We start from the raw sequence: 26,950 nt of genomic DNA, 5'->3' as shown, positions 1-26,950 counted from the left end.
GCGGACTTCGCCGAGAACTTATTGAGAATCCTTCCGCGGCGCCGGGGTTGATATGGTCGGCGGGTCTGGGTTGATTGGGAGGATCGATGAGCGGGGCGCCGGGCTCGCGTTCGGGGTCGAGGTTCGGACCCTACGAGCTCAAACGGGCCCTGGGCCACGGCGGGATGGGCGAGGTCTACGAGGCCGAGCACACCGTCAAGGGCTGGACGGTCGCCCTCAAGCTGATGTCGGAATCCGTGAGCAAGGATCCCGTGTTTCGCGAGCGGATGAGGCGCGAGGCCCGCATCACCGGCCGCTTGCAGGAACCGCACGTGGTGCCGATCCACGACTACGGCGAAATCGACGGCCAGATGTACCTGGAGATGCGCCTCATCGAGGGCACCGACCTGGATTCGCTGCTCAAGCGGTACGGCCCGCTGAGCCCGCCACGGGCGGTGGCCATCATCACCCAGATCGCCTCGGCCCTGGACGCCGCCCACGCCGCCGGGGTGATGCACCGCGACGTCAAGCCGCCCAACATCCTGGTCACCCGCGACGACTTCGCCTACCTGGTCGACTTCGGCATCGCCAGCGCCACCACCGACGAGAAGCTCACCCAGCTCGGCACCGCCGTGGGCACCTGGAAATACATGGCGCCCGAACGCTTTTCGAACGACGAGGTGACCTACCGCGCCGACATCTACTCCTTGGCGTGCGTGCTCTACGAATGCTTGACGGGGTCCCCGCCGTACGCGTCGGACAGCGCGGGCACCCTGGTCACCGCCCACCTGTTGGAGCCCATCCCCCAGCCCAGCGCCAAACGGTCCGGCATCCCCCGGGCGTTCGACACCGTGATCGCGCGCGGCATGGCCAAAAAGCCGGAGGACCGCTACGCCAGCGCGGGTGACCTGGCGCGCGCCGCCCACGACGCGCTCACCGATCCGGACCAGACCCAGGCCGTCAACATCCTGCGCCAGAGTGAGCAATCCGCCCCTTCCGTGCCGCGGGGTGCCGTCGGGCCCGTGCCGCGGCCCATGCCCGGCGCCGGCCCGCCCCCACCGAATCCTCCGCGCTACCAACCCCCGTTCGGCGGCCCGCCACCGCAATTCGCCGGCCCGGCGCCGTGGGGCCCCGGGCACCCGCCGGTGCCGCCGCGCAAACGCAGCCCGTGGGTCATCGTCGCCGCGGCGGCGGCCGTCGTGGTGGTCCTCGTGGCCGCCGCCGTCGGCATCTCGATCGCGGTCGGCAACGACGACAGCGAAACCCCCACCGCGGCCAGCACTACCACGACGGCGTCCACCCGCAGCACCACCAGGACCACGCCTCGCACCACCCCGCCGCCCGCCACGCCGCCGCCCGGCGCCACCAACCGTCTGCTGAGCCTGCTGCCGGCCGGCTACCCACCCGGCACCTGCGCGCCGGACCCCCAACCGATGCCGGGGGCGATCGTCTCCGTCTCGTGCGGGCCCAACACCGACCCCAACGGCCCCACGATCTCGGCCTATGCGCTGTTCTCGGACCTGCAGGGGGTGCAGGCGGCGTTCAACCGCTACACGGGAACCGATTCGCTCGTTAAGTGCCCGGGAGACAAGGCCTCACCCGGCACCTGGTGGCACAACAAAGACCCGAACACCGTCCTCGGTCAAATCGCCTGCGGGACCTATACGGGCGACGAGCCGAAGGTGATGTGGACGAACCAGCAGAACCTGGTGTTCGCGGTCGTCGGGGGAAATGCGCAGGGCCCGAACCTCGATCAGCTGTACAAGTGGTGGGCGTCGCACTCGTAGCCTTTTATGACGCCGCCCTGGGACCACAACGCGTACTACCAGCGAGTGCTGTTGCGGCAGTTGCCGCCGCGATGCGAGCGGGTGCTCGACGTCGGTTGCGGGCGGGGGCATTCGCCGCGCGACTGGCCGCCCGCGCCGATCACGTCGACGCGATCGACAAGTCGGCGGCGACGATCGAGGCGGCCCGCCGGCGCGCACCGGCCAACGTCACCTGCACCCTCGCCGACGTGCTGGAGACGCCCTTACCCGCAGCGCATTACGACGCGATCGTGTCGGTCACCGCGCTGCACCAGCTGCCGCTCGCCGACGCCCTGCGGCGGCTGGCGCCGGCGCTGCGCCCGGGCGGTGTGCTGGCCGCGGTGGCGTTGCCGCGCGTCGACCTGCCTCGCGAGGCGCCCACCGAAATGGTTGCGGCGGCTGCCAATCGGGCGCTCGGCGCCGCGTTCGCCGCGCTGCGGGCGGCCGGCCGCGGCGGCTGGTACGGACCGGACCCGGTCAACGAGGCCATGCCGAAAGTCTTCGATCCGCCGCTGACCACCCGGCAGGCCCGCGAAATCGCCGCCGCGATCCTGCCCGGCGCCCGCGTCCGTCGGCTGCTGTTCTGGCGTTATCTCCTGCTGTGGCGGCGCCCCGTTTAACAATGTCGCGTTGAATGCCGGATTGTCCTGCGGCGGGGCCGCCGCGGGCTTACCGTCTTGATTGCTGAGTCGGGGCTCGCGGTTGGCCGTTGAGGTCGGACGATATTGATAGGGTCGGCGGGTCCGGGGTTGGTTTGGAGGGTCAGGAATGAGCGACGCGCAGGCCTCACGGGTGGGTTCGACGTTCGGGCCCTATCACCTAAAACGACTGCTGGGCCGCGGTGGGATGGGCGAGGTCTACGAGGCCGAGCACACCGTCAAGGAATGGACGGTCGCCCTCAAGCTGATGTCGGACACGTTCAGCAAGGACCCCGTGTTTCGCGAGCGGATGAAGCGCGAGGCCCGCATCGCCGGCCGTTTGCAGGAACCGCACGTGGTGCCGATCCACGACTACGGCGAGATCGACGGCCAGATGTACATGGAGATGCGCCTCATCGAGGGCACGGACCTGGACTCGGTGCTCAAGCGGTTCGGCCCGCTGACCCCGCCGCGCGCGGTGGCCATCGTCACCCAGATCGCCTCGGCCCTGGACGCCGCCCACGCCGCCGGGGTGATGCACCGCGACGTCAAGCCGCCCAACATCCTGGTCACCCGCGACGACTTCGCCTACCTGGTCGACTTCGGCATCGCCAGCGCCACCACCGACGAGAAGCTCACCCAGCTCGGCACCGCGGTCGGCACCTGGAAATACATGGCGCCCGAACGCTTTTCGAACGACGAGGTCACCTACCGCGCCGACATCTACGCGCTCGCCTGCGTGCTGCACGAGGCGTTGACCGGGTCGCCGCCCTACCGCGCCGACAGCGCCAGCACCCTGGTCACCGCCCACCTGATGGACCCGATCCCGAAGCCCAGCGCCGTGCGCCCGGGCGTTCCCAAGGCCTTCGACGCGGTGATCGCGCGCGGCATGGCCAAGAAGCCCGAAGACCGCTATGCCAGCGCCGGCGATCTGGCGCTGGCCGCCCACGAGGCCCTCAGCGACCCGGATCAGGACCACGCCAACAACATCGTGCGGCGCAGCCAGGAAGCCACCCTGCCCGCCACCGCCGAGGCGCACACCGCGGACAGCGGCGGTCCCACCCTGGCCGCCAGTGCCGTGGGCCCGCCGCAACCTCCGGCCACCACCCCACCGCCCGCGCCGGCGCAGGGTTCACCACCGCCCTACCCCACGGCGCCCAGCTCGGGGCCGATGCCGCAGGCCGCCCAGACCCCGCGGCCATGGGCCCCCGACAGCGGCCCCGTGCCGTCCGGACCGCAGGCCTACCAGGGCGGCAGCAGCAATTGGGGCGGGCCGCCGCCCCAGCAGTTCACCGGCCCGGCTTCCTGGAATCAGCCGGCGCCCAAGCCCAAACGCAGCCCGTGGCCGATCGTCGCCGCCGTCGTCGCCGTGCTGGTCCTGGCCGGCGGCGGCGTGGGGATCTGGCTGGTGACCCGGCCGGCGCCGGCCCCGCCGCCCCCGGATCCCGTACCGCCCGGCCGGCTCAGCGCCCTGCTGCTGGATCCGTCGGGCGTCAACACCATCATGGGCTCGTCCTCGATGACGCCCGGCAAGCCGATCACGTCGATGGACACCTCGACGGTGACGCTCTCGTCGCCGAACTGCCTGGGGTCGCTGTACACCAGCCAGGACCCGGTGTACGCCGGCACCGGTTACACCGGGATGAGCGGGCTGGTGTCCTCCGAACCGGGCGACGACTACGACCACTGGGTCAACCAGGCGGCCGTGGCATTTCCGTCCGCCGACAAGGCCAAGGCGTTCGTGCAGAGTTCGGCGGACAAGTGGAAGAACTGCGCGGGCAAGACGGTGACCGTGACGAACAAGAACAACAAGGTGTTCAGGTGGACGTTCGCTCAGGTCACCGGCGGCCCGCCGAAGATCACCATGCTGGAAACCCAGGAAGGCGCCGACGGCTGGGAGTGCCAGCGCGCCATGGGCGTTGCGAACAACGTGGTCGCCGACGTCAACGCGTGCGGCTACCACATCAGCGATCAGGGCGGGCAGGTCATCGACAAGATCCTCGCCAAGGTCGACAACGAATAGCCAAGGCGCGCTTCGTCATTGGGCTATGACTGGAGGTCGGGCCCCTCGGCGCGCAGGTCGTCGACGGCCGACATGGCGTCGCGCAGCTTGGCCAGCCACTCCTCGGTGTGCTCGCCGACCAGCTTGACCGTCCAGGCGAGCGCGTCGGCGCGGGACCGGGCGACCCCGGCGTCGACCAACGTGTCGAGCACCTGGCGCTCGGGCTGCTTGAGGCGCGTCATCACCGGTACGGCGATGTGGGTGAACAGGATTCGCTCGCCGTTTACTTCCACGCCCCAGGAAACCTTGCGGCCGTAGCGATCCTGCGCTTCGTCGGCGATGCGCATCCGCTCCGAGCGGGTCTCCTCGCGGAATCGGGACACCCGGCCCTCGGCGCGGGCCTCGCTCTCTTCCCCGGAGTTCTCGGGTTCGGCGAGCTTGCCGATGACGGTGATCTCTTCGCGGTCGACGATGACCGTGGGGTCGCCGTCGAACCAGGCTTCGGGGAGGCGTCCGGCGAACCATTCCGCCGCGCCGCTGGCGTCGGGCTGGTGGGCCTGCTGCCAGCCCCCGGGACGGCCGTAGCGCCGTCCGTGTGTGTGATGCGATTTCATGATTACATGATTACATCGTTACAACCGTATGGGAATGCCGTTCACCGGGGGCGAACAGTTGAGGGCGCCCGGTGCGCCGGGGACGCGCGGTCCGCACCCTTGTCCGGTGCTGTTCAGAGTTGTATTTTTGGTAGCGAAGCAGGCCCGGAAGCGACCGATTCGAAGCGCTGGGAAACGGGGTAGGAAACCAGCCGCGTGCGACCTAAGCGTCAAACGCCCCCTAGAGTCGCCCGGGCCTGCCTATGCGGAAGGGCCCTGCCCGCGGCGGATCCGAAAAAGCTTCACTTCGCTCTTGATGCCCTTGAGCCGGCGCGCGCCGGCGAACGATCCCTCAAAGTCCGCCGTTCCGTCGAGGGCGTCCAGGACGGAGTCGGCGGCCAGCACGGTGCCCGGGCGCGCCACGGCGGTCACCCGGCTGGCCACGTTGACCGGGCTGCCGAACCAGTCGCCGGCCCTGCTCACCGCCATGCCGGCCGCCACCCCCGCCCGCAACCGCGGGAAGTCGTTGTCGGTGTCGACGGCCTCCACCAGCTTCAGGACGACGTCCAACATGGGTTGCGGTTCGGGACAGACGAACATCACCGCGTCGCCGATCGTCTTGATGAACCGCACCGGCGGGACGGTCATGTCCCGGGCGAGGTGGGCCAGCCGGTTGGCCAGGTGCCCCAGCTCCTCGGCCGATACCGCCTCGCCGATCCGGGTGAAGCCGACGAGGTCGGCGAACGCGACGGTGATGTGGCGCGCACCCGGAAGCGGCTTGCCGGCGGCCCGCTCCGCGGCGTTGACCGCCTCGGTCTCCATCATGTGCCGCAGTTGCATGAACAGCATGTGCTGGATCATCGGGCCGAGCTCGGGCGCGATCCGGCTGACCAGCTCCTTGGACGCCTGGGCGATCTCCAGCTCGGTGGCCCCCGCCCGCATGATCGTCGACAGCGCGGTGTAGCGCATGACCTCCGCGGCGCGCGACAGGCCGTCGGCGAGCACCTGGACCACGAGCACCAATTGCTCGGGATCCAAGCCCAATTGCACGAACCGCTGGATGAACGCGGCGGCCTCACCGTCGGCCCGCATGTGCACGACCGCGTCGGGGTCGTCCACCCGGACCAGGCCGATCGCGCGCTGCACCCGCTGCAGCAGCGCCAGGTCGACGCCGTAGGTCTCGCTGATCTCCCGGGTGGACACGTACGTGCCGTCGTCGCCCATCAGGTGGCGGGTGGCCAACAGCAGCGGCGGGTTGGTGGCACGGATCTCGTCGGCGGTGACGCCCTGGTCCAGCAGCCACCGGACCAGTTCCGCCCGCTCGGCGCGCGCGGCGCCCTCGAGCCCCGAGAGCAGATCGTCGATGTCGTCGTCGGCGGCCACGTCGTCAAGGTACAACGCGCCCGAGGCGACGCTAGGACACCGGCGGTCGGCGGTGGGCCCACGGCCGGGCGGTCTCGATCTGCGCCGACAGCGACAGCAGGGTCGCTTCGTCGTAGGGCCGGCCCACCAGCTGCACCGCCAGCGGCAGGCCGTCGCCGTCGAAGTCCCAGGGCACGGACGCGGCGGGCTGCCCGGTGAGGTTCCAGACCTGTTGGTACGGAACCCGCTGGGCCACCGCCAGCAGCGTCCACACCGCGCCGCGGCGTTGGTAGGCGCCGATGCGGGAGGGGCCCGTCGCGTTGCCCGGCGTCACGACGACGTCGACGTCGTCGAAGATCGACTGGATCCGCGCGGTCACCTCGGCCTCGGCGTCGCGCAGGGCGGTCATCCGCCGGTCCGAGAACAGCGCACCGGCGCGCGCCAGGTTGCGGGTGCGGGCCTCGAGGCGCTCCGGGTGGGCCAGCGAGTCCGCGTCGTCGCTGATGCCGCGCAAGTATCGGGGCAGGTAGTTGGTGATGATGGCCGACGGCGGATATTCGGGGTCACGGGCGATGACCTCGTGGCCCAGATCGCGCAGCAACGCGCCGGCCTCGCGGACCGCCGCCAGCTGCGCCTTGCCGACCCGGACGGGCAGCGGCGTCGGGCCCCTCGTGCTCAAGGCGATTCGCAGCCGGCCGGGGTGGCGGGCGGCGGCGGCCGCGAACTCGCCACTCGGGCCGGGCACTTGAGAAACCGTGTCCGTCGCGTCGAGGAACAGCGCCGCGTCCAGCACCGAGCGGGCCAGCGGGCCGTTGACGCTCAGCCCGTACCAGGCATCGTCGTGCGGCTCCAGCGACACCCGATCGCGTTGCGGCTTGAGACCGAACACGCCGCACCACGCCGCCGGGATGCGTATCGAGCCGCCACCGTCGGACCCGAGAGCCAGCGGGGCCAGCCCGGCGGCCACCGCGGCGGCGCTACCCCCGCTGCTGCCGCCCGGCGTGCGCTTGAGGTTCCACGGGTTGCGGGTGGCACCGAACGTCAGCGACTCGGTGTAGGGGAACATCATCGGCTCGGGCACGTTGGTCTTGCCGATGATCACCGCGCCGGCCGCGCGCAGCCGGCGGACCGCCTCCCCATCGGAGGTCACCGCGGGACGGTGCCCGCCGCTGCCGTACGTGGTCACCTCGCCGGCGACGTCGACGTCGTCCTTGATCGCGACCGGCACGCCCAGCAACGGCAGCCGCTCCCCCGCGTCGAGGCGGTCCTGCGCCTCGGCCGCCTCGTAACGCGCGCTGTCGGACAGCACCACCCGGTAGCAGCGCAGCTCGCTGTCCAGGCGCGCGATCCGCTCTAAATAGATTTCCAGCAGGTCCGGTGCGGTCAGTTCACCGTCGGCAAGCATCCGCGCCTGCGCGGCCGCGCCGGCGAAGGCCACGTCGCGAGCGTCCACTGCGGCAGCGTATCCCGCGGCTCGCGGCAGTCAGTACCGTGGGCGACATGCCCTGTGTGTTCTGCGCGGTCGTCGCCGGCGAGGCCCCGGCCTTGAAGATCCACGAAGACGACGACTACCTCGCCATCCTCGACATCCGCCCGTTCACCCGGGGCCACACGCTGGTGATCCCCAAGCGGCACACCGTCGACCTGACCGACACCCCGCCCGAAACGCTGGCCGGCATGGTGAGCGTCGGCCAGCGGATCGCCCGGGCCGCCCGCGCGACGGAGCTGGCCGACGCGACCAACATCGCCATCAACGATGGCCGCGCCGCCTTCCAGACGGTGTTCCACATCCACCTGCACGTGCTGCCGCGGCGCAACGGCGACAAGCTCTCGGTGGCCAAGGGGATGCTGGTGCGTCGGGACCCGGATCGGGAGGCCACCGCGCAGATCCTGCGGGACGCCGTGGCGCGCATCGACGCGAGTCAGCAAGACTGAGCACATGAGCAACCTGACCCCCGTGGAGCAGTTCGTGCTGATCCCGTTCCTGCGCCTGCACGACACGATCTACCGCAAGACCGACGGCAGGATCGGTCACCGGATACCGGGGATGCCGCCCAGCTTGCTGTTGCACACGACCGGCGCGAAGACCGGTCGACCACGCACCACGACGCTGACGTACGCCAAGGACGGCGACTCCTACCTGATCGTCGCCTCCAAGGGCGGCGACGACCGCAACCCGGCCTGGTACCACAACCTGCGCAAGAGCCCCGACTGCGAAATCAGCGCCGGGCCAAGGCGGATCGCGGTGACCGCCCGGCAGGTCGGGCCCGACGACCCCGACTACGCCAGGCTGTGGGACATCGTCAACAAGAACAACGGCAACCGCTACAACGGCTATCAAAGCCGGACAACTCGGCCCATCCCCATCTTCGTCTTGAAGCCGCTGAAAAAGTAGCAAGCATATTGCCAGGTAGAGCCCCCGACAGGCCGCCGCGGGCTATTCTCCTGTAGCGCGCGGTGAACGCTCACCGCAAAGCGCGGATCGGCTTGGAGCGGCTATGACACGCTGGGCGGGGAATCCGTGGCGGCGGTTCGGGCTGTCCGGCCGCGCGGGTTGGCTCCTGGTCTCCGTTTACGCTGTCGCGGCGCTGCTGGTGGTGGCCTCGTCGCTGTTTCGGTGGCGCGGCGCCTACGGGGCGCGGCCGGTCGACGAGGCCGCCTTCGCGCTGTGCCTGCTGGTGGCGGGCGCAAGCGCCGGCTACGCGGCCCGCTTCTCGACGGGGCGCCGCAGATTCGGCTGGCTGGCGCTGCTGATCGGGCTGGTGGGCTGGGCCGCGGGCGAGGTCCTTTGGTCCGGGTACGAGGCGCGCCCGGAGATCGAGCACGCCACCCACCCGGCCGTGGCCGAGGTCGTGTTCAGCTTGTACCCGCTCGGCGCCATGGTGTCGCTGGCGCTGCTGTCGCACCTGTCGCGCCACAGCCCCCGGCGGCTGGTGCTGGACGGCCTCATCGTGGCGACCTCGCTGTTCGTCATCTCGTGGGTGTTCGTTCTGGACCAGCAGCTGCGCGAGGACAGTGGCTCTCGGCTCGCCACCCTCGTCGAGGTCTTCGCCGACGTCGTCATCTTGACGACGGCGATCCTGATGCTGTCGCGGGTCCGCTCCAACGATTTGCCGAGCCGCGGTCTGCTGGCCGGCGGCATCGGGACGATCGCCGCCGCGGACATCGCGATGGTTTTTCAGACCGGGGTGGGCAGCTACCACCTGGGCGACGTGACCGACCTGGGACGGGTGGCGGGGTTCGCCCTGCTCGCGCTGGCGGGACTGGCCAGCGTCCACGAAACCGGCACCGACCACCCCCGGACCGAGATCATGTCCCCCGCCCTGCTGTGGCTGCCCTACCTGCCGCTCATGCTGGCCGCCGCGGTCGGCCTGGGCCAGGCGGTGGGCCTGATGGCGCACGGGCCGTTGCTCGCCGCGCTGGGGATCCTCGTCGCCGCGGTGCTCGCCCGGCAGTTCATCGTGCTCGTCGAAAACCAGGGCCTGCTCACCGAGGTCGCCCGGGAAGCGTTCCGCGACAGCCTGACCGGCCTCGCCAACCGGGCGTACTTCCTGCATCGCCTGGAACAGGCGGTCGCCCGGCAGCGCCGCGCCGGCGGGCCCATCGCCGTGCTGTGCCTCGACCTCGACAACTTCAAAGCGGTCAACGACGCCCTGGGCCACCCGGCGGGCGACGAGCTTCTCGTCCGGGTGGCCGGCCGGCTCACCGCCGCGCTGGGTGACACCGGCATCGTGGCCCGCCTCGGCGGCGACGAATTCGCCGTCCTCATCGAGGCCTCGGTCGACGAATCCCAGGCCGCCGCGGACCGGGTTCTCGACGCGTTCGGCACGGCGATCGTGATCGACGGCGTCCCCATCGAGGTCCGGCCCAGCATCGGCTTCACCGTGGCCGACGCCGCGTCGAACTGCACCGTCGACCAGCTCCTGCAGCGCGCCGACCTGGCCATGTACGCCGCCAAACGCGAAGGCGGCCAATGCATTCGAGGCTTCGTGCCCGACCTGCCCTTCCCCTACGCGTTCTCCGAATCCGCGGAGTCGCCGGGATCGGCCGCGGCGGGGGTGGACCGGGCGGCCACCCCGGCTCCGGCGGGCGCGTTCGGCACCCACACGAGGCTGGCGCGATCGCTGGCGCCGATCGCCGAGGCCGCGACCTCACCGCGGGAGCGCACGCACGACACCCCGCCGGGGATGCGGTGGCCGCCGGCGTACATCCGGATCGCCTTGGCCGCGTTGGGGATCGGCGTGGCGGCGTTCGCCCTGACGAGCGTGGTGGATCCCGGCGCCGCGCGCAACGCGTTCTTCGCAAAATTCCTCTATCCCACGCTGAACCTGTCGGCCGCGGCGCTGATCGGCGTTAGGGCATACCGCGTCACGGCCGACCGGCTCGCCTGGCTGTTGATCGCGGTCGGCATGGCGGTGTCGGCGATCGGTGACATCGTCTACGTCACGTGGGTGCCGGAGGGCCAGTCACCCTCGGCGGCCGATCCGGAGTACCTGTTGTTCTACCCCTTCGTGTACGCCGGGCTGCTGCTGCTCATGCGGTCGCGGCTGAGGTCGGTGCCGCTGCCGATCCGGCTCGATGCGCTGGTGTGCGCGTTGGCCGCGGCCGCGGTGGGCGTGTCGCTGCGGGCGGGGCCGATCCATGCGGCCGCGGTCCGCGCACCGGCGACCGTGCTGGTGGGGCTGATCTATCCGTGGGGGGATCTGATCCTGTTGGCGGTGACCGCGGGCATGCTGCCGATCCTGGGCTGGCGCAAGGGATTGCGCTGGGGGCTGCTGGTCGTGGGGTTCGTCGCCTTTGCCGTCGCCGACACGGCGTATCTCTTCGAGACGGCCGAGGGCACCTACCGGGTCGGCACGACGCTCGACGCGCTGTGGCCCGCCGCGTCGCTCCTGGTGGCCATGGCGAGCTGGGCGCCCTGGACGTCGACCGCGCCCGCCCCGAAACGCGGGGTGGGCTCCTACGCCGTGCCCGTGGTGTGCACCGTCGTGGCGCTCGCGGTCGCCGTCGTCGGGCACAACTCAAGGCTGGCAACGGCTTTGGCCGCGTTGAGCCTGATCGCGGTCGCGGCGCGATTCTCGGCGACGTTCCGCGACGTGAGCATGCTGGCCGAACGGCACAAGCAGGCCATGACCGACGAGCTGACCGCCCTGCCCAACCGGCGGTCGCTGGCGACCGCCCTGACGGGACTGTCCGACTCGGCGCCGGCGGGGCCCCTGTCGGTCCCCGGGGCGCCGTCGCGCCGGGCGCTGCTGCTGTTGCACCTCTACGAGTTCGACGAGATCAGCGACTCGATCGGCGCCCGGTTCGGCGATGAGCTGTTGTGCCACGTAGCAAACCGCCTGGCGCACTGCGTGCGTCACGACGATCTGCTGGCGCGCGTGAACGACGACGAATTCGCCATCCTGCTGGCCGAGGGGTCGGACCTCATCGCCGCGCGCGCCCAGGCGGGCCGGTTGCTGGAGGCCCTGAGCGAACCGTTCGCGCTCGATCCGATCACCGTGCAGGTCGACGCCCGCATCGCCATCGCGCTGTGCCCCGACCACTGCGACCACCCGCAGGAACTGTTGAATCGCGCCGAGATCGCCATGCCCCACGCGAAATCCGCAATCAGCAAGATCGCGGTGTACGACCCGGCGTACGAGATGTACCGCGACAACGACCCGAACCTCGTCGAGGAATTGCGCGCCGCCCTGCTGGATGACGAGCAGCTGACGGTGTACTACCAGCCCAAGATCAACGCGAGCGACGGCAGCGTCCACAGCGTCGAGGCGCTGATGCGCTGGCGCCATCCTCACCGCGGGTTGCTGTTGCCGGAGGAATTCCTGTGCGCCGCCGAACGCGCCGGGCTGATGCGCCAGGTCGCCAACCGGGCGATCAACCTTGCCCTCAAGCAGGTCCGCTCGTGGCGCGACGAGGGCATGGCGCTGCCCGTCGCGGTGAACCTGTCGACGACGAACCTGCTCGACCTGGACCTGGTCAGCACCATCGAGGGGCTGCTACGTACCCACTGCCTGCCCGCCGACTCGCTCATCCTCGAGATCACCGAAAGCGCCCTCGTCGACTCGGCGCGCTCGCGCCACACCGTCGCCGCCCTGCAGGCCCTCGGCGTGCGGATCTCGCTGGACGACTACGGCACCGGATGGTCGTCGCTGGCCCGCCTGCAGGACGTCTCGGTCGACGAGCTGAAGCTCGACCGGGTCTTCGTGTCCCGGCTGGCCCACGACCCGCGGTCGGTTGCGATCGTGCGCTCCACCGTGGCGTTGGCCCGCAGCCTGGGCGCCGACCTGGTCGCCGAGGGGGTCGAAGACGAGGTCACCCTGCGCGCGCTGCGCCGCTACGGCTGCACCATCACCCAGGGCTTCGTGCACAGCCCGCCGTTGCCGCCGGATGACCTGCGCGACTGGATCGCCGTCCACGCGCCCACATCCCAGCGGAGCAAATCGCGCGTGACCGACTGACCGGTCAGAACAGCTCCTTGGCCAGCAGTTCCAAGGTTTTGACGCGCGCGGGTGCGGTGGCCGGGTCGGTGCCAAGGTGGGCCGAGGCGACCGGGTGGACCATGACCTCGTCGACGCCGAACCGGTCGGCGAGCGCCCGCACCTGCTCGGCGGCCTCGGCAGGCGTGTCGAGGACGGCCCGCTTGAGCCCGCTTTCCACGATGTGTTGCTGCTGTTGGGTCAGCTGCGCGACTTCGGCCTCCTCGACCAGCGGCACCGGCCCGAGCGGCTGCCCGGTCCTTAGTCTTGCCATCATCTGCAGGTTCGGCAGCATCAAAGCCGTTGCCTCGTCGCGGGTTTCGGCCACCGCGGCGTTGACGGTCAGGAACGTCACCGGCTCGGCGGTCAGCTTGCTCGGCTTGAACCGCGAGCGGTAGACCTCCAGCGCCTCCTCGGTCCCCTGGCCGGAGAAGTGGTGCGCGAACACGTACGGCAGGCCCTTGGCCGCGGCCAGGTGAGCCGAGTACATCGACGAGCCCAGCAGCCACAGCCGCGGCTCGCTCGCCGCGGCGGGGGTGGCCTTCAGCCGGTAGTCCCCCGACCGCAGCGGCACCACCACGCCGCGCGCGCTCATCAGCGCGGCCACGTCGTCGAGGTAGTCGGGGAAGCGCTCGATGTCCTCGTCGCCGCGGCTGCCGCGCAGGGCGTACGAGGTCACCGGGTCGGAGCCGGGCGCCCGCCCGATGCCCAGGTCGATGCGGCCGGGGGCGGCCGCCTCCAGCAGCGCGAACTGCTCGGCGACCGCGAGCGGCGCGTGGTTGGGCAGCATCACGCCGCCCGACCCCAGCCGCAGCTGCGACGTCTGCGCGGCCAGGTAGGCGATCAGCACCGGCGGGCTGGTGGCGCCCACGGACGGCATGTTGTGGTGCTCGGCGACCCAATAGCGGGTGAAGCCCAGCCGGTCGGCGGCCTGGGCGAGCTCGACGGTGGCCGCCAGCGCGTCGCCGGTGGTCTGGTCGCTGCGCACCGGGACGAGGTCAAGGACGGAAAGTCGCACGATGGCGTCAACGCCTTTCGGCATTCGAACGTTCCCGGCGAGTGTGCGCTCACGGCTTTCGGTGTGAACACAGGGCCGGATTTGGGCCGATTTCTCGCCCAGGCTTCACACGCAAAGCCGAGGATTCACACTCAAAGCCGGCTCAGTAGTCCTTGAGGGCGATCGAGTTGACGATGCGGTCGAACACCTCCTGGGGGATCGGCGCACCCCCCGGGATGTTGTCGATCACCAGCCATTGGTTGCGCTTGACGTAGTCCTGAAATTCCTTCTGGTAGTTGGCGAAACCGGCTTCGTAGTCGTCGCCGGCCGCGGCGAGTTCGCCCGCCAGAATGTAGGCGCCCAGCAGCGCGACGCTGGTGCCCTGGCCGGACAGCGGCGAACAGCAATAGCCGGCGTCGCCGACGAGGCCGACTCGGCCCTTCGACCAGCGGTCCATCTTGATCTGCGACATCTCGTCGAAGTAGAAGTCGGGCGCGGTGCGCATGTACTCCACCAGCTGCGGGCGGACCCAGCCGTCGTCGGCCATGCGCCGCTCCAGCTCGGCGAACTGTGCCTCGGTGTCGCGGTAGTCGATGCGCAGGTCGGCCTCCATGAACCCGACCATCGCCCGGGCCTCGGTGTTGTTGCGGGCGCTGTAGACGCCGACCATGGTGTTGTCGCCGTAATGCCAGGTTTGCCAGTAGTCCAGGTCGAGGAAGTTCGGCACCGTGAAGATCGCCGCGTAGGTGCCCAGCCGCTCGACGAACTGCGCCTCGGGGCCGAAGACCAGCCGGCGCACGTTGGAGTGCAGGCCGTCGGCGCCGATCACCAGGTCGAAGTTGCGCGCGGCAGCGCGCTCAAACGTCACCTTGACCGAGCTGCCGTCGTCCTCCAGCGCGGCGATGCTGTCGTCGAACACGAATTCGGTGTTGAGTTTGGTTGCGTCGTAAAGCAATTCGACGAGGTCGTCGCGCAGTAGCTCGATGTCGGGGTTGGCGATAGGGCCCCCAGAGGGCCCGGACAGCGCAGCGTCGGCGTCCTCCGAGAGCTCGTTGCCGTCGCGGTCCACCACGGACGCACCGCGGATCCGGGTCCGCACGTGGTCGGCGGCCGACCGCAGCATCATGCGCTCGAGCACCGTCAGCGCCGGGCCCCGCACGTCGATGGCCTGCCCGCCCGGCCGCAGCCCGGGATGGCGCTCCACCACGGTCACCGAATAGCCATGGCGGGCAAGCCAATACGCGACCGTCGTGCCGGCCACGCTGGCGCCGGAAACCAGGATATCGGTCACGTGACTCCTGCCAGTTTCTTCGCCTCGGTGAAGACGTCGTCGAGCATTTCCGGAGTCAACCTACCGGTGAACATATTTTGCTGGCTGGGGTGGTAGCAGCCCAGCAGTCGCACCCCGGTTTCCAGCTCCACCGCGACCCCGTGGCCGAACCGTGGCTTGCGCATGCCGGACAGTCCCGGCAGCCGCAGCGCGATCTGCCAGCCGAACCCGCCCAGGGCCACGATCACGCGGACATGCTCGGACATCAGCCGCCATTCGGCCTGCAGCCAGGGCCAGCAGGTGTCCCGCTCCCCCGGCGTCGGCGCGTTGGCGGGCGGCGCGCAGCGCACCGGCGCGGAGATCCGAATCCCGTTGGCGTGCAAGCCGTCCGCCGCGTCGATGCTCGTCGGCTGGTTCACCAGCCCGGCGCGATACAGCGCCGCGTACAGCTGGTCGCCGGAGCGGTCGCCGGTGAACATGCGCCCGGTCCGGTTGGCGCCGTGCGCGGCGGGCGCCAGCCCGACGATCAGCAGCCAGGGCCGCTCGGATCCCCAGCCCGGCACCGGCCGTCCCCAATAGGGCTGGTCGGCGAACGCCCGGCGCTTGACGGCGGCGACCTCCTCGCGCCAGTCGACCAGCCGCGGGCAGGCCCGGCAGACGCTGATCGCGGCGTCCAGCTCCGGTATCGACGCGGCCCCGGCCGCCAGCGCGGCGACCTGGGTGGGGTCGGCGGCCACCGGCGTGTCCGGCGTCGCCGGGTCGCCCGGCCATCCGCTGCCGGGCAGCACCGGAGACGCGAACTCTTGGCCGGTATGTGGGTGGGCGAGCACACGAACATCCTGCACGAGCGGAGAAAAACCGGTCGCCGCAAACAGCGGTTTCGCGGTAGGTTCAGCCGCGATATCCGATGAAAAGCCGCGGACCAGTGTTTTTGATCCTGTTCGCCGCGCTGACGGCGACGGCGGGTACGGGCATATCGATCGTCGCGTTCCCGTGGCTGGCGTTGCAGCACGCCGACAGCGCCAAGGACGCATCCATCGTGGCCGCCGCCATGACGGTGCCGCTGGTGTTCTCCACACTGGTCGCGGGGACGGCGGTGGACTTCTTCGGGCGCCGCCGGGTTTCGCTGGTCTCCGATTCGCTGTCGGGCACCGCGGTGGCCGCGGTGCCGCTGACCGCGTGGTTCTTCGGCGCGCACGCCATCAACATCCTCGAGCTGGCCGTGCTGGCCTTCTGCTCGGCGGCTTTCGACCCCGCCGGGACGACGGCGCGCCAGTCGATGCTGCCCGAGGCCGCCGCCCGCGCGGGTTGGTCGCTGGACCGCACCAACAGCCTCTACGAGGCGGTGCTCAACCTGGCGTACATCTTGGGCCCGGGCATCGGTGGCTTGATGATCGCGACGGTGGGCGGCATCAACACGATGTGGGTCACGGCGGGATTGTTCGGGTTGTCGTTCCTGGCGATCGGGGCGCTGCGGCTCGAGGGCACCGGCACGCCACACCACGCCACCCGACCCGAGGGATTGTGGTCCGGCATCGCCGAGGGGCTGCGGTTTGTCTGGACGCTGCGGGTGCTGCGGACGCTCGGCCTGATCGACCTGGCCGTCACCGCGCTGTACCTGCCGATGGAAAGCGTGCTCTTTCCCAAGTACTTCTCCGACCATCACCAGCCCGCCCAGCTGGGCTGGGCGTTGATGGCGCTCGGGGTCGGCGGCGTGGCCGGGGCGCTGGGCTATGCCGTGCTGTCGAAACGCACGCGCCGGCGCACGGCGTTGCTGACCGCGACGCTGACCTTCGGGGCCGCGACGGTCGGCATCGCGTTCCTGCCGCCGCTGCCGGTGATCCTGGCGCTGTGCGGGATTACCGGCCTGGTCTACGGGCCGATCCAGCCGATCTACAACTACGTGATGCAGACCCGCGCCCCGCATCATCTGCGCGGCCGAGTGGTCGGGGTGATGACGGGGCTGATGTACACCGCCGGCCCGCTGGGCTTGCTGGTGGCCGGCCCGCTGGCCGACGCCGCCGGGCTGAGGGTCACGTTTCTGGCGTTGGCGGTGCCGATCCTCGTGATCGGCCTCGTCGCGTGCGGCCTGCCGTCGCTGCGCGAGCTGGACCGCGCGCCGGAGTTCGCCGCCGATTCGGGGGCCTAAAATCTGGGCGTGGACGTGTTGGCCGGGCTGATCGCCGAGTTGCCCGACGGGATGGTGGTCACCGACCCGACCGTTACCGAGGGCTACCGCCAGGACCGCGCGTTCGATCCGTCGGCGGGCAAGCCGCTGGCCGTGGTCCGGCCGCGCCGCACCGAGGAGGTGCAGACCGTGCTGCGCTGGGCCACGGCGAACCGGGTGCCGGTGGTGACCCGGGGCGCCGGCAGCGGACTCTCCGGCGGGGCGACCGCACTGGACGACGGCATCGTGCTGTCGACGGAGAAGATGCGCGATATCACGGTCGACCCGGTCACCCGCACCGCGGTGTGCCAGCCGGGGCTGTTCAACGCCGAGGTGAAGAAGGCCGTCGCCGAGCACGGCCTGTGGTATCCGCCCGACCCCTCGTCGTTCGAGATCTGCAGCATCGGGGGCAACATCGCCACCAACGCGGGCGGTCTGTGCTGCGTGAAGTACGGCGTCACAACGGATTACGTGCTGGGCATGCAGGTGGTGCTGGCCGACGGCACCGCGGTGCGCCTCGGTGGCCCGCGGCTGAAGGATGTCGCCGGGCTGTCGCTGACCAAGCTCTTCGTCGGCAGCGAGGGCACCTTGGGCGTCGTCACGGAGGTGACGCTGCGGCTGCTGCCCGCGCAGAACACGTCGAGCGTGGTGGTGGCGTCGTTCGCGTCGGTCTCCGAGGCGGTCGACGCGGTGCTGGGAACCGTTGCGCGCCTGCGGCCTTCGATGCTCGAGTTCATGGACTCGGTGGCGATCAACGCCGTCGAGGACACCCTGCGGATGGACCTGGATCGCGGGGCGGCCGCGATGCTGGTGGCCGGCTCCGACGAACGGGGACGCGCGGGGGCCGAGGATGCTGAGGTGATCGCCGCGGTGTTCGCGGAAAACGGTGCGACGGAAGTATTTTCGACCGACGATCGGGACGAAGGCGAGGCCTTCATCGCGGCGCGCCGGTTCTGCATCCCCGCGGTGGAGGCGAAGGGTTCGCTGCTGCTCGAGGACGTCGGGGTGCCGCTGCCGGCGCTCGGCGCGCTCGTCACCGGCATCGAGCGCATCGCCGCGGAGCGCGACCTGATGATCTCGGTGATCGCCCACGCCGGTGACGGCAACACCCACCCGCTGATCGTGTACGACCCCGCCGACGCCGCGATGACCGAGCGCGCGCACCTGGCGTTCGGCGAGATCATGGACCTGGCCGTCGGGCTGGGCGGCACCATCACCGGCGAGCACGGCGTGGGACGGCTGAAGCGGCCGTGGCTGGACGGCTACCTGGGGCCCGACGTGATGGAGCTGAACCAGCGCATCAAGCGCGCGCTGGATCCGCTGGGCATCCTGAATCCGGGCGCGGCGATCTAGGTCGTGCGGTCGAAGTCGGCTCGAGTGTGCGGTTGGCCGCACACTCGGGCTCGAACGTGCGGCTGGCCGCACACTCGGCGCTCCCGCCGGTTGACACACCGCACAACTTGTCGTACGAATGAGACATGGCTGCGGTTATGTCTCATGAGGCCCCGCCGGCGTTCCGGCTTGCCACCGCCGACACCTGGCCCGCCCCCTGGCCGATGTACCGCGTTTTGCGCGACCACGACCCGGTGCACCACGTGGTGCCCGACGGCCGGCCCGACCAGGACTACTACGTGCTGTCCCGGCACGCCGACGTCTGGGCGGCGGCGCGCGACCACGAGACCTTCTCCTCCGCGCAGGGTTTGACCGTCAACTACGGCGAGCTGGATCTCATTGGCCTGAAAGACAATCCGCCGTTCGTGATGCAGGATCCCCCGGTGCACACCGAGTTTCGCAAGCTCGTGTCGCGCGGCTTCGCCCCGCGGCAGGTCGAGGCCGTCGAGCCCAAGGTGCGCGACTTCGTCGTCGAGCGCATCGAGCGGCTGCGCGCCAATGGCGGCGGCGACATCGTCACCGAGCTGTTCAAGCCGCTGCCGTCGATGGTGGTGGCCCACTACCTGGGTGTGCCCGAGGAGGATCGGGCGCAGTTCGACGGCTGGACCGAGACCATCGTGGCGGGAAACACCGCCGACGGCGGGATCGGCGCGGCGCTGGAAACCGTCGGCGAGGCCATCGGGTCGATGATGGCCTACTTCACCGGGCTCATCGAGCGGCGCCGCAGCGAGCCCGAAGACGACACCATCTCGCACCTGGTCGCGGCCGGCGTGGGCGCCGACGGCGACATCGCCGGAACCCTGTCGGTGCTGGCGTTCACGTTCACCATGGTCACCGGCGGCAACGACACCGTCACCGGAATGCTCGGCGGCTCAATGCCTTTGCTGCACGAGCGCCCCGACCAGCGGCGGCGCCTGGTCGACGATCCGGGTTTGATTCCCGACGCGGTCGAGGAGCTGCTGCGGCTGACGTCGCCCGTGCAGGGGCTGGCGCGCACCGCCACCCGCGACGTGACGATCGGCGACACCACCATCCCGGCCGGCCGCAAGGTCCTGCTGCTGTACGGGTCGGGCAACCGGGACGAACGCCAATACGGGCCGGACGCCGGCGAACTCGACGTGACCCGCTGCCCCCGCAACATCCTGACGTTCAGCCACGGCGCCCATCACTGCCTGGGCGCGGCCGCGGCCCGCATGCAGTCGCGCGTCGCGCTCACCGAATTGCTCTCCCGCTGCCCGGATTTCGAGGTCGACGAGTCCGGCATCGTGTGGTCCGGCGGGAGCTATGTGCGGCGGCCGCTGTCGGTGCCGATCCGGACGAACGCCTGATGCCCGACTGGTTGACCGCGACCCGCGGCGAGGCTGCCGTCGACCGGATCCTCGACGCGGCCGAGTACCTCTACACCCAGCGGGATCAAGCATCGATCGGCATGAACGAAATCGCCAGGGCCGCAGGGTGTTCCCGCGCGACGCTGTACCGCTACTTCGAGAACCGCGAGGCGCTGCGGACGGCCTACGTGCACCGCGAGACCCGCCGGCTCGGCCGCGCGATCGCCGACGAGATCGACCGCATCGAGGATCCGCGCGCGCGGCTGGTCGCCGGCATGACCGCCACGCTGCGGATGGTCCGCGAAAGCCCGGCGCTGTCAGCGTGGTTCGCGGTCAGCCGCCCGCCGCTTGGCGGCGAGCTGGCGCAGTCGGAGGTGATCACGGCGCTGGCCGCGGCCTTTGTCGGTTCGCTCGCCCCGGAAGACCCGGCCGTCGTCGAACGCCGGGCCCGCTGGGTGGTGCGGGTGATCACGTCGCTGCTGCTGTACCCCGGCGCGGACGAGGCCGACGAGCGCGCGATGCTCGAGGAGTTCGTCGTCCCGATCGTGGCCCCGGTTTCCGCGCGCGGCCGCTAGGGGATGTTGGCCGCATCGGTGCCGGGCGTTCCGATCGAACCGTTGGCGCCACCGGGGCCGCCGGGGCCGCCGTTGCCGGCGACGTAGTCGCCGAACGTGGTGTTGGTCGGCGTGGACTCGCCGCCGAGCCCACCCAGGCCGCCGGTGCCGGGGTCGGCTGCATCGACGTAGGTACCGCCCTGGCCGCCCGCACCGCCGGCGCCGCCCTGGGCGATGGTTCCGGACGAGGTGCCGCCGCTGTCGGCATAAACCTTGCCCCAACCGCCGTTACCACCGTCACCCCCGACCGCGCCGTTCGTGCCGTTGAGGCCGCCATCACCGCCGTTGCCACCGAACGCTTGGCCCTGCGAAACCTCTCCAGTGGGATCGGCGGCATCAGCATTGATGGATGTCCACGCGTCACCGCCTCTACCGCCGTCACCGCCGTAACCAATCCCACCGTCACCAGCGGTCGCGTCGCCCTGGACTGTCGAGTTCACACCTGTGACCTGGGCGCCGCCGCCATCACCGCCCGTGGCACCGGTGACGGTCGCCGCGCCACCGTTGCCACCGTGGACGACGCCGTCGGCAAAGCCGTTCCCCGTCGAGAGGACCACCGCGTAGTTGCCGTCACCGCCGTGGCCGCCGCCAGTCGCGTTGCCGCCGTTGCCACCGTAAGCCTCGCCAGTGGAGGTGCCACCGGGATTGCCGGAGTAGCCCACCTGCACCTCACCAGAGCCTCCATTGCCTCCGACGCTGCCGATGCCGGTGGCGTCGCCGCCGGCGCCGCCGGTGCCGGTCCCGCTGGCGGTGCCTCCCACATAGGCGTTCGAGTCGCCCAGGCCGCCGTTGCCCCCGACGCCCCCGTTGATGCCATCGCCGCCGTGGCCGCCGACGCCGCCGCCGGTGGCGATGCCGGCACTGCCCCAGGCAACCAACGCACCCTGTCCGCCGTTACCGCCGGTGCCGGTACCGAAGGCGTTGCCGCCGTCCCCGCCGGTGGCGGTGCCGTCGGCGGTGCTGTTCGCGGCATCGGCCAGGATCGATGCGGCGCCACCGGTCCCGCCGTCGTTGCCCGCCGCGGTGATGCTGCCGTTGCCACCGTGGCCCCCGTTGCCGCCGGTGGCCGATCCGCCGACGGTGCCGCCGTTAGAACCTTGGATGAGGGAGCCGCCGCCACCGCCGCCACCGCCGCCGCCGTAGCCGGCGTGGGCGTGGGTGCCCGCGGCGCCGAAGCCGCCGGCACCGCCGGTGCCCGCGGTCGCCCCGGTACCGCTGCTGTATCCGCTTCCGCCGGCGCCCCCCTTGCCACCGGACCCGAACGCGCCGCCGTCGGTGCCGTTACCGCCCAGGCCACCCGTCCCTCCGGTACCGCCCGCCTGCGCCTGGCCCTGCGCCACCCCGAAGTCCTGGTTGGTGACCAGGCTCTGGCCGGCGCCACCTTGACCTCCGTGGCCGCCCGTCCCGCCGGCGCCGCCGCGGGTGCCACCCACGCCGACACCACCGGTGCCTCCGGTGCCGCCCCCACCGCCCTGGCCGGCGACCAATGCGGTGCCGCCGCCCGCGCCGTCGCCACCGGTCCCGCCGGTGCCGCCCGTGCCGCCGTGGCCGGCGCTGCCGCCGAAGCCGCCCGTGCCGGCCAGCCCGGGGGCGCCGCCGTTGCCGCCGTTGCCGCCGAGGCCACCGTTGTACGCCGAGGTCGCATCGCCGGTGCCGCCCTGGCCGCCCTGGCCGCCGTGCCCGCCGTTGCCGCCGTTGCCGTTGATGCCGAGCGGTCCGGCAGTGCCGCCCGCGCCGCCGTGCCCGCCATTGCCACCGGTAAAGCCGGTGCCACCGGCTGCGGCCGCCGACGCACCGTTGCCGCCGGTGCCGCCAGCCCCGCCCGTGCCGGCGGCAAAGCCCAGCGCCCGGTCGGCGCCGCCGACCCCGCCGTCGCCTCCGGTGCCGGCCGCGAAGGTGGTCCCGCCGACACCGCCGGTGCCACCCATGCCGCCGGCCCCGCCGAAGCCCGCCAGCTGCCCGCCGGCCCCGCCGTTGCCGCCGAGGCCGCCGCTCGCGCCCGCACCGCCCGTGCCGCCGGCGCCACCCATGCCGCCGTTGCCGAACAGACCCGCCGCGCCACCGTTGCCGCCCTTCCCCCCGGCCACGCCGGCCGCGGTGCCGTTGGAGCCGGAGCCGCCGTTGCCGCCGTTGCCGATCAGCAGCCCGCCCGGGCCGCCGTCTTGCCCGCTGCCCGGGGCGCCGTTGGTGCCGTTGCCGATCAGCGGGCGCCCCATCAGCGCCTGGGTCGGCGCGTTGATCGCGCCCAGGACGTCCTGCTCGAGCGTCTGCAGCGGCGACGCGTTGGCGGCTTCGCTTGCCGCGTACGCGAACCCGCCGCCGTTCAGCGCCTGCACGAACTCGCCGTGGAATGCCGCGGCCTGCGCGCTCAGCGCCTGGAACTCCTGGCCGACGTTGCCGAATACCGCCGAGATCGCCGCCGACACCTCATCGGAAGCCGCCGTCGCGATCTGCGTCGTCGAGCCCGCCGCCGCCGCATGGGCCTGCTGCAGCGACGAGCCGAGGCTGGTCAGGTTCGCGGAAGCCGCGGCAAGGTTTTCCGGGACTGCGAGGACGAAAGACGACATCTGGGCTCCCTCACGACGGGTGGGTTCGGCGCCGAAGGACGCCCGAGGTCCTCAGTCGATTAGGGACACTATGTCCATAGGCTCAAATCGCAGCCGAAAACATCTAGTCTCGATTGGATCTATTGAACGCTGATCAAAGGGCTGATCACGCGGAGGCGGCGTGTGGCCGACGCCGCCGGCGCGCCTCGAACGCGGTGACGATTTCCCCGGCGCGCACCGCCACGTTGGACAGCAGCGACGACGACAGGCCGTGGGTGTGCTCGACGCCGCCGTTGAGGTAGATGTCGCCCGGGGCCCCCGCCTTCGGTATCAATCGATAGTCCCGGGTGACGGCGGGCCGCCCGCCTGGGTCGAATTCGTAGCGGCCGGCCAACTCGCCCAGGAGGCACCGCACGTCCATCGGGGCGTAGCCCGTCGCGTAAATCACCGCGTCGCAGTCCAGCGTGGCGCGGGAGTAATCGATCAGGCGGGATATCGTCAGGCGCACTTTGTCCGGAAACTCTTGGGCGGCAATGACTTCGGAGGCGTTGTGCATGAACAGCCGGCGGGCGCCGGACACCAGCTCGGCGTACTCGCGCGAATAGAGGTCGTCGATCAACGGCGGATCGACCGCCGAATAGTTGGTCGAGCGATGGTAATCGAGCAGTCGTTCGCGCACGTGCGGGTCGGCGCGATAGAAGTCGTCCATCGCCGACGGGTCGAAAATCCGGTTCGCATACGGGGTGTCGTCGGCGCTGCTGTATCCGTATCGGGCGAAAACCGCGTGCACCTCGGCCTGCGGATAGGTCTCGTGCAGGTGGGCGACCACCTCGGCCGCGCTTTGACCCGCGCCGACCACGGCGAATCGCCTTGGGGCAGGCGGGTTCAGCGTGGGGAGGTTCCCGAGCAGCCGGTGGCTGTGCCACTGCCGGGGAGTTTCGACGACGCCCGCGGGCAGCTCGGGGTGCAGCCCCGTCGCCAAGACCAACGTCTCGGCATGGATGACGCGGTCGGGGTCGGTGCGCACCACGAACCCCGTTTCGCCCGGGGAGATTTCGACGACGCGGTGGCCGTAGCGGACGTCGGCGGCCACCCGCGCCGCGGCCCACTCGAGATAGTCGTGAAACTCCATCCGGCTGGGAAACAACGTGTGCTGGCCGATGAATTCGACCAGCCGGCCGCGCTCGCCGAGGTAATTCAGGAAGGTGAAGTCGCTCTGCAGGTTTCGCAAAGTGACCAAGTCCTTGAGGAAAGGGATCTGCATGCGCGCATGCGGCAGCAGCATGCCCAGATGCCAACCGAACTTGGGCTGCTGCTCGAGGAACACCGCGGCCAAGCCGCGCTCGCCCAAGGCGATCGCCAGGGCCAGGTTCGACGGCCCGAAGCCGACGCCCAGCAGGCCGGTCTTCTCAGGAATGGGCATAGGAGCGCGCCAATCGTTCCAGATAGCGTTCGCGGACCATGGTCCTGTTGATCAGCACGACGAAATCGGCCATGTCGAAGTCGGGATCGTAGGAGGGTTCGCCGCAGATCATCCCGCCGATCCGCAGCGATCCCTGCACCATCGGTGGGATGCGTACGCGTCCCGGATCGGGTAGCTCGGAAAGGCTCAATCCGTTGACGGTGACGGGGTTTCGCGGGTAGACCCGGTATTGGTCGGGGGCCCGGTGCCCGCTCAGGGCCGCGTCGCGCACACCCCGCACGAGTGCGCCGCGCGGCCCGCCGTCCTCCATCTGGACCGAGAGCGACCCGATTCCCCACTGATAGCCGCTGATCTCCTGATAGCGCAGGATTCCGGCCCACAACAGGCCCATCACCGCCCCGCTGCGGTGGTCGGCATGCACGGTCGCCCGGCCGAGTTCAACGAGCTCGTCGCGCAGCTCGTTCAGGCCACCGATGTCGAAGGTGGTGTCGGCGAACAGGCCGCCGGCGGCCCGGGCGCCGTCGGGCGGCAGCAGTCGGTAACACCCAACAATCTGTCCGGTCGTCTCGTCCCGGGCCAGCAGGTGATCGCTGTACACATCGAACTGGTCGACGTCGATCATGTCCCCGGTCAGCGGCCCGCGGATGGCCCGCGGAAGCGCCGCACCCATCTCTTCGGCAAACGTCTGATAACGCAGCCGCTGCGCGGCTTCGATGTTTGCCGGGTCGGTGGAGATCAGCACGCTGTAACGGCTGTTGTCCGTCGCCGGGATGAGGACCGCATCGCCCAACATACTTTCGAACGTTACACGGACATGCCCTCAGCAAACGGTATCTCGGGCTCGCCGGGGCGGCGCGCGCCGACGGCGATCAAGATCACGGCCACCACCGCGGCGGCGGTGGCGGCGACGGCCGCGGCCACCAGGGCGGCCTGCATTCCGGCGGCGCTGGCCTGACGGGCGGCCCGCGCGATCGCCGGCAGCGCGGGACGGTAGTCGGCGGGCAGGAAGTCGAGCACCCGCAGGCCGGCGCCGGCGGACACGCTGTCGATCAGGCGGCGTGCGGCGCCGGGGCCGAGGACGCCGAGCTGAGCCAGTTCGTGTGTGGCGCTGTCGGATGCCCTGGGACCGAACAACGCTCCCAGCCCGGCGACGCCGGCCAGGATGCCGACCTGGCGTACCGTGCTCACCGCGCCCGTCGCCATTCCGGCGTCGGCGACCGGCACGAATTGCAGCGCGATGTCGGACGTCAACGCGAACAGACCGCCCAGGCCGAGCCCGGCCACGACGGAACCCGCGATGAAGTGCGTCCATTGGGTGTCCGCGGTGACCCCGGTCATCAGCCACAGCCCCACCGCGATCAAGGCCACACCACCCGGGATCGACGTCCACGCCGGGAAATAGCGTGCGGCGGTCATGGCCAGCGGGGCGCCCAGCACGCAGGCGGCGGTCAGCGGGAGCGCCCGCAGCCCCGACTGAAATGGGCTGTACCCCAACGTGTTCATGAAATACAGGGCCAGGTAGTTGGTCGCGGCGATCAGCGTCCCCGCGGCGGCGAACGCCGCGAGGGACACCCCGGCAAAACCCGGACGGCGCACCACCCGCAGGTCGAGCATCGGCGCGCCGTACCGCGATTCCCACCACCCGAATGCCGCCAGGCCCAACACCGAGAACGCACTCAGCGCCAGGATCACCCCGTCGGTCCAGCCGCGGCGATTTCCCTCGATCAACGCGTACACCCCCGCGAAGAGTGCGGCCGACAACACGGCGGTGCCGATCAAGTCGAGCGGACGATCCTGCGCGGCACGGGTTTCCGGGACGAACCGCACGGCGAGACCCAGGGCCAGTACCCCGATCGGCACGTTGATCAGAAAGATCGACTCCCAGCCGAAGGCCCCGACCAGCGCCCCGCCCAGCAGCGGCCCGACGGCGGCGCCCGCGCCCATCACGGCGCCGTAGATCGCGATCGCGATGCCCCGGCGGCGCTGTTCGGGGAAGGCCGCGGCCACCATCGGCAGCGAGACGCCCAGCAGGACCGCCCCACCCGCGCCCTGCAGCGCGCGGCACGCGTTGAGCGTCTCGATGCCGCGGGCCAGCGCGCAGCCGGCCGACGCCAGCGTGAACACCGTCATCCCGACCAGGTAGAGCCGTCGCCGCCCGAGCCGGTCACCCAGCGTGGCGGCGGTCAGCAGCAGCCCGGCCATGGGCAGTGCGTACGCGTCGACCACCCATTGCAAGCCGCTGAGGTCGGCGTCCAGGGTGGCCTGGATGTTGGCGAGCGCGGCCGAGACGATGGTCATGTCGAGCAACAGCATGAACACCGCGAGGCAGACCGCGAGCAGCGTCAGCCGAGGATG

The 26,950-nt window shown here is 70.8% G+C and carries 20 protein-coding genes; 10 read left to right on the top strand and 10 right to left on the bottom strand.

Features of this window, described 5'->3' with window-relative positions; all coding sequences use genetic code 11:
* The first annotated feature begins 86 nt into the window (after positions 1-86).
* The 3 genes from AWB89_RS11345 to AWB89_RS11335 all read left to right on the top strand — a co-directional run bounded on the left by AWB89_RS11345 (position 87) and on the right by AWB89_RS11335 (position 4,445).
* A complete protein-coding gene (locus AWB89_RS11345) occupies positions 87-1,766 on the top strand; it encodes a serine/threonine-protein kinase (RefSeq protein ID WP_085173635.1) in 1,680 nt (559 codons plus the stop codon).
* Between the two features lie 95 nt (positions 1,767-1,861).
* A complete protein-coding gene (locus AWB89_RS11340; RefSeq protein WP_241520471.1) occupies positions 1,862-2,404 on the top strand; it encodes a class I SAM-dependent methyltransferase in 543 nt (180 codons plus the stop codon).
* 148 nt (positions 2,405-2,552) lie between these two features.
* A complete protein-coding gene (locus AWB89_RS11335) occupies positions 2,553-4,445 on the top strand; it encodes a serine/threonine-protein kinase PknH/PknJ (RefSeq protein ID WP_085173632.1) in 1,893 nt (630 codons plus the stop codon).
* A gap of 23 nt (positions 4,446-4,468) precedes the next feature.
* Here AWB89_RS11335 and AWB89_RS11330 read toward each other — a convergent pair whose 3' ends face one another.
* The 3 genes from AWB89_RS11330 to AWB89_RS11320 form a co-directional block, all read right to left on the bottom strand.
* Positions 4,469-5,038 (bottom strand): hypothetical protein, encoded by a 570-nt coding sequence (locus tag AWB89_RS11330; protein WP_085104271.1) that lies wholly within the window; start codon positions 5,036-5,038, stop codon positions 4,469-4,471.
* Between the two features lie 240 nt (positions 5,039-5,278).
* The gene (locus AWB89_RS11325) at positions 5,279-6,415 is read right to left on the bottom strand and encodes an adenylate cyclase regulatory domain-containing protein (protein WP_085173630.1); all 1,137 of its coding nucleotides are present in this window, start codon (positions 6,413-6,415) and stop codon (positions 5,279-5,281) included.
* 16 nt (positions 6,416-6,431) lie between these two features.
* Entirely contained in the window at positions 6,432-7,832 is a 1,401-nt protein-coding gene (locus tag AWB89_RS11320; RefSeq protein ID WP_085173628.1) for an amidase, read from the bottom strand.
* Positions 7,833-7,879: 47 nt separating this feature from the next.
* On the opposite strand from AWB89_RS11320, the gene AWB89_RS11315 reads away from it, so the two are divergent.
* The 3 genes from AWB89_RS11315 (at position 7,880) to AWB89_RS11305 (ending at position 12,840) form a co-directional block, all read left to right on the top strand.
* The gene (locus AWB89_RS11315; RefSeq protein ID WP_085104304.1) at positions 7,880-8,314 is read left to right on the top strand and encodes an HIT family protein; all 435 of its coding nucleotides are present in this window, start codon (positions 7,880-7,882) and stop codon (positions 8,312-8,314) included.
* Positions 8,315-8,318: 4 nt separating this feature from the next.
* Positions 8,319-8,774 carry a nitroreductase family deazaflavin-dependent oxidoreductase gene (locus tag AWB89_RS11310; protein ID WP_085173625.1) on the top strand — a complete coding sequence of 152 codons (456 nt, stop codon included), beginning with the start codon at positions 8,319-8,321 and terminating at the stop codon, positions 8,772-8,774.
* 103 nt (positions 8,775-8,877) lie between these two features.
* Complete coding sequence (locus AWB89_RS11305) at positions 8,878-12,840, top strand: bifunctional diguanylate cyclase/phosphodiesterase (RefSeq protein WP_085104265.1); 3,963 nt, start codon at positions 8,878-8,880, stop codon at positions 12,838-12,840.
* Between the two features lie 4 nt (positions 12,841-12,844).
* Here AWB89_RS11305 and AWB89_RS11300 read toward each other — a convergent pair whose 3' ends face one another.
* The 3 genes from AWB89_RS11300 to AWB89_RS11290 all read right to left on the bottom strand — a co-directional run bounded on the left by AWB89_RS11300 (position 12,845) and on the right by AWB89_RS11290 (position 15,970).
* Positions 12,845-13,876 carry an LLM class flavin-dependent oxidoreductase gene (locus tag AWB89_RS11300; RefSeq protein WP_085173667.1) on the bottom strand — a complete coding sequence of 344 codons (1,032 nt, stop codon included), beginning with the start codon at positions 13,874-13,876 and terminating at the stop codon, positions 12,845-12,847.
* Positions 13,877-14,018: 142 nt separating this feature from the next.
* On the bottom strand, positions 14,019-15,146 hold the full coding sequence (locus AWB89_RS11295; protein ID WP_085173623.1) for an FAD-binding protein: 1,128 nt from the start codon (positions 15,144-15,146) through the stop codon (positions 14,019-14,021).
* On the bottom strand, positions 15,143-15,970 hold the full coding sequence (locus AWB89_RS11290) for a uracil-DNA glycosylase (protein ID WP_085104261.1): 828 nt from the start codon (positions 15,968-15,970) through the stop codon (positions 15,143-15,145). Before AWB89_RS11290 ends, AWB89_RS11295 begins: the two co-directional genes overlap by 4 nt.
* Before the next feature lie 62 nt (positions 15,971-16,032).
* On the opposite strand from AWB89_RS11290, the gene tap reads away from it, so the two are divergent.
* The 4 genes from tap (at position 16,033) to AWB89_RS11270 (ending at position 20,587) form a co-directional block, all read left to right on the top strand.
* A complete protein-coding gene (gene tap, locus AWB89_RS11285; RefSeq protein WP_169716593.1) occupies positions 16,033-17,274 on the top strand; it encodes a multidrug efflux MFS transporter Tap in 1,242 nt (413 codons plus the stop codon).
* A 3-nt stretch (positions 17,275-17,277) separates the two neighbouring features.
* Positions 17,278-18,645 (top strand): FAD-binding oxidoreductase, encoded by a 1,368-nt coding sequence (locus AWB89_RS11280; protein ID WP_142282508.1) that lies wholly within the window; start codon positions 17,278-17,280, stop codon positions 18,643-18,645.
* Positions 18,646-18,770: 125 nt separating this feature from the next.
* On the top strand, positions 18,771-20,012 hold the full coding sequence (locus AWB89_RS11275) for a cytochrome P450 (RefSeq protein WP_162293306.1): 1,242 nt from the start codon (positions 18,771-18,773) through the stop codon (positions 20,010-20,012).
* Positions 20,012-20,587, top strand: coding sequence for a TetR/AcrR family transcriptional regulator (locus tag AWB89_RS11270; RefSeq protein ID WP_085173619.1), 576 nt, complete (start codon positions 20,012-20,014; stop codon positions 20,585-20,587). The genes AWB89_RS11275 and AWB89_RS11270 overlap by 1 nt, the downstream gene beginning before the upstream one ends.
* On the opposite strand, the gene AWB89_RS27955 is transcribed toward AWB89_RS11270, so the two are convergent.
* The 4 genes from AWB89_RS27955 to AWB89_RS11240 all read right to left on the bottom strand — a co-directional run bounded on the left by AWB89_RS27955 (position 20,584) and on the right by AWB89_RS11240 (position 26,941).
* Complete coding sequence (locus AWB89_RS27955) at positions 20,584-23,193, bottom strand: PE family protein (RefSeq protein WP_241520470.1); 2,610 nt, start codon at positions 23,191-23,193, stop codon at positions 20,584-20,586. The two genes, AWB89_RS11270 and AWB89_RS27955, sit on opposite strands and share 4 nt — an antisense overlap.
* 145 nt (positions 23,194-23,338) lie before the next feature.
* Positions 23,339-24,595: a lysine N(6)-hydroxylase/L-ornithine N(5)-oxygenase family protein gene (locus AWB89_RS11250; RefSeq protein WP_443677810.1), complete on the bottom strand. Its 1,257-nt coding sequence runs from the start codon at positions 24,593-24,595 to the stop codon at positions 23,339-23,341.
* Positions 24,582-25,388 carry a GNAT family N-acetyltransferase gene (locus AWB89_RS11245; protein ID WP_085173613.1) on the bottom strand — a complete coding sequence of 269 codons (807 nt, stop codon included), beginning with the start codon at positions 25,386-25,388 and terminating at the stop codon, positions 24,582-24,584. The genes AWB89_RS11250 and AWB89_RS11245 overlap by 14 nt, the downstream gene beginning before the upstream one ends.
* Positions 25,389-25,399: 11 nt before the next feature.
* Complete coding sequence (locus AWB89_RS11240; RefSeq protein WP_085173661.1) at positions 25,400-26,941, bottom strand: MFS transporter; 1,542 nt, start codon at positions 26,939-26,941, stop codon at positions 25,400-25,402.
* Positions 26,942-26,950 lie beyond the last annotated feature (9 nt).

This window comes from Mycobacterium paraense (assembly GCF_002101815.1).
In the GTDB taxonomy this organism is placed as follows: Bacteria; Actinomycetota; Actinomycetes; order Mycobacteriales; family Mycobacteriaceae; genus Mycobacterium; species Mycobacterium paraense.
The sequence above is the reverse complement of the archived record's forward strand: the minus strand, read 5'-3'. Positions and strand labels throughout refer to the sequence as shown.